This is a genomic window from Klebsiella sp. C360, assembly GCF_048822415.1.
GTDB classification, from domain to species: Bacteria; Pseudomonadota; Gammaproteobacteria; order Enterobacterales; family Enterobacteriaceae; genus Klebsiella; species Klebsiella quasipneumoniae.
This window is the reverse complement of the sequence record NZ_JBMEZZ010000038.1, coordinates 1-2959: the sequence shown is the minus strand read 5'-3', so window position 1 is coordinate 2959 and position 2959 is coordinate 1. Positions and strand designations below refer to the sequence as shown.

3 protein-coding genes and 1 pseudogene are annotated in these 2959 nt (G+C 48.2%); 2 read left to right on the top strand and 2 right to left on the bottom strand.

Annotated elements, in window-relative coordinates:
* Positions 1–633 (bottom strand): annotated as a pseudogene (locus ACOI7D_RS27600) (transposase); the annotation flags it as partial.
* 394 nt (positions 634–1027) lie between these two features.
* Here ACOI7D_RS27600 and ACOI7D_RS27595 point away from each other — a divergent pair.
* A complete protein-coding gene (locus tag ACOI7D_RS27595) occupies positions 1028–1684 on the top strand; it encodes a quinolone resistance pentapeptide repeat protein QnrS1 (RefSeq protein ID WP_001516695.1) in 657 nt (218 codons plus the stop codon).
* 318 nt (positions 1685–2002) lie between these two features.
* Here ACOI7D_RS27595 and ACOI7D_RS27590 read toward each other — a convergent pair whose 3' ends face one another.
* Positions 2003–2617, bottom strand: coding sequence for a recombinase family protein (locus ACOI7D_RS27590; RefSeq protein ID WP_014839983.1), 615 nt, complete (start codon positions 2615–2617; stop codon positions 2003–2005).
* A 161-nt stretch (positions 2618–2778) separates the two neighbouring features.
* On the opposite strand from ACOI7D_RS27590, the gene ACOI7D_RS27585 reads away from it, so the two are divergent.
* On the top strand, positions 2779–2959 hold a 181-nt coding region (locus ACOI7D_RS27585; RefSeq protein WP_047666755.1), incomplete at its 3' end, for a DUF4158 domain-containing protein.

Here is a 2959-nt window from a genome sequence, read left to right as displayed (position 1 = left end):
GAAGCAGATTATGCGTTCTCATAATGCGATACACCCGCTTTGCATTAACCACAGGCAGGCCGTCCCGCTCCGACTCCCGTCGCAGCAGCGCCCACACACGGCGATAACCATACGTCGGCAGGTCAGCCACCGCCATGTTTATCCGGGACAATACGGTGGTATCGTCAGAACGGGGCTGCCGTCTGCGATCCTGTCAGTCAGATGGCCGGTGAACCCGAATGCTCAACTGCGCACGCGACACGCCAAGACTTCTGCAAACGTCGCTTATTCGTCGTTCCCAGGCAACGAGGGCGCATGCGCAATCCATTTTTTTGCCCGGCCGAACTCCACGGCCTCTTTGAGTATCTCGGCTTCCATCGTCTTTTTGCCCAGAAGGCGCTGGAGTTCGCGAATTTGCTTATTGGCGGCAGCGAGTTCGGAGGCCGGCACCACTTCCTCGCCCGATGCAACAGCCGTCAGTGAACCGTCTTAATATTGCTTGCGCCATTTGAATATCTGGTTTGCATTGATGCCATGCAGGCGCGCGACATGAGACACGGTCATACCGGGCTCCATAGTCTGCTGAATAATGGCAATTTTTTCCTGCGGTGTACGACGCCGACGCCGCTCAGGTCCTGATAACACTCCAACCATCTTATCGTTCTGACTGGTATTAAACATAGTTCCAAGACTACCTCTTATTTTAAGAGAGTCGAAGTGTCTGGTGATCTATGGGGCCAGTCTAGCCCTCTTCCAAGTGTAGGGAGATATAGTCAAAGTTTGCTTCTCCGCCGATGAGTCCGCCCTGCGTCGGATAGTCCGATTTTTTACCGGCGAAGCACGGCTCTCCTAACCCTATCTAAAGCGAATAACTTTTTTCAACAGGGCCGCGTGCCAATGCAAGAGCGATAGGCGCTCTACGCGCCAATTTGACCACTTAAAACAGGTAAATTGAGGGGTTGTAATGTGTTGATGTAACAGGCTTTTATTTTAATGTCTTGGCATATGTATAATGGTAGTCTAGCCCTCCTTTCAACAAGGAGTACTCATGGAAACCTACAATCATACATATCGGCACCACAACTTTTCACATAAAGACTTAAGTGATCTCACCTTCACCGCTTGCACATTCATTCGCAGCGACTTTCGACGTGCTAACTTGCGTGATACGACATTCGTCAACTGCAAGTTCATTGAACAGGGTGATATCGAAGGCTGCCACTTTGATGTCGCAGATCTTCGTGATGCAAGTTTCCAACAATGCCAACTTGCGATGGCAAACTTCAGTAATGCCAATTGCTACGGTATAGAGTTCCGTGCGTGTGATTTAAAAGGTGCCAACTTTTCCCGAACAAACTTTGCCCATCAAGTGAGTAATCGTATGTACTTTTGCTCAGCATTTATTTCTGGATGTAATCTTTCCTATGCCAATATGGAGAGGGTTTGTTTAGAAAAATGTGAGTTGTTTGAAAATCGCTGGATAGGAACGAACCTAGCGGGTGCATCACTGAAAGAGTCAGACTTAAGTCGAGGTGTTTTTTCCGAAGATGTCTGGGGGCAATTTAGCCTACAGGGTGCCAATTTATGCCACGCCGAACTCGACGGTTTAGATCCCCGCAAAGTCGATACATCAGGTATCAAAATTGCAGCCTGGCAGCAAGAACTGATTCTCGAAGCACTGGGTATTGTTGTTTATCCTGACTAATTGCTTTGATGTGTGATTTTAAACGCTCAAATTTATAAAACGAATAATATTGTCAACCTTGCAATAATAGACATAGGGACAACCATGTATAAATTTTTACCCTCAGGCGTCTTCACAATAGAGCCATATAGCAGTGGGTCACTTAGTGGGCTTAATTTTTCCATTAAAGATAATATTAATATTGCTCAGTATAAAACATCATATGGTAGCCCATCTTGGCAAGTAAACATAAGGCTGCCATTTATAAGGCACTGTTGCAAAAATGTGGAGGTGATAGGGGTACTACGCCGGAACCCCAGATTTTTCCGTCCGTTCAAATTATCCACGGTTGAACAGCTTGATCCCGTCCGCCCGCAGTTGACCAACAGGGGAAATATGCCTGTACAAAGTTTGCCGGGTTATCCCAAGTTCCTGGCATAGCGTACTGACCTTTGTTTCTGATTGTCCCATTGATGCCATTGCCAGTCGCAGTTTGACTGGCGTCATTTTATAAGGTCGGCCGCCGTTCCGCCCACGGGCTCTTGCTGATGCCAGACCTGCAGTCGTTCTTTCAGCAATCAGTTCGCGCTCAAACTCCGCCAGTGCGGCAAAGATACCGAAGACAAGCTTGCCAGCGGCCGTTGTTGTGTCGATAGTCGCCCCGTGACCGGTCAGCACTTTCAGACCGGTCCCCCTCGCGGTCAGGTCGTGCACTGTATTAATGAGATGACGAAGATCACGACCGAGGCGGTCCAGCTTCCATACGACCAGCGTGTCTCCGGGTCGTAGTGCTTTCAGACAGGCTGTAAGTCCAGGACGCTCTTCTCGTTTGCCCGATGCCCGGTCCTCATAAAAATGTGCGGCATCAACACCTGCGGCGATCAGTGCATCACGTTGTAAATCATTCGTCTGCGAACCATCCGCTTTTGACATCCGAATATATCCGATGAACATATTTCCTCTGTCACATATACGTTCGATTATGTGACATTCTGATTTGGGTACCATAATCTGTCAACGGTAGTCACATTACCCGTAATTTAAATTATGACACGTAAAGGTTCTATGTTAATGATAATGTGACAAGCGCGTTTAAATAGGCATAAGGATCAGAGATGCCTACTAAAAATAAGCTCCTCAGTATTCTTTCGGACGCCGAGCAGGAAGCGCTCTATGGTCTACCTGATTTCGATGATGCACAGCGGCTGGAGTTTCTGGCGCTGAATGAATATGAACTGGCGCTGGCCTGCAGTCGCCGGGGGCTTCACGCTCAAATTTATTGCATCATCCAGATCG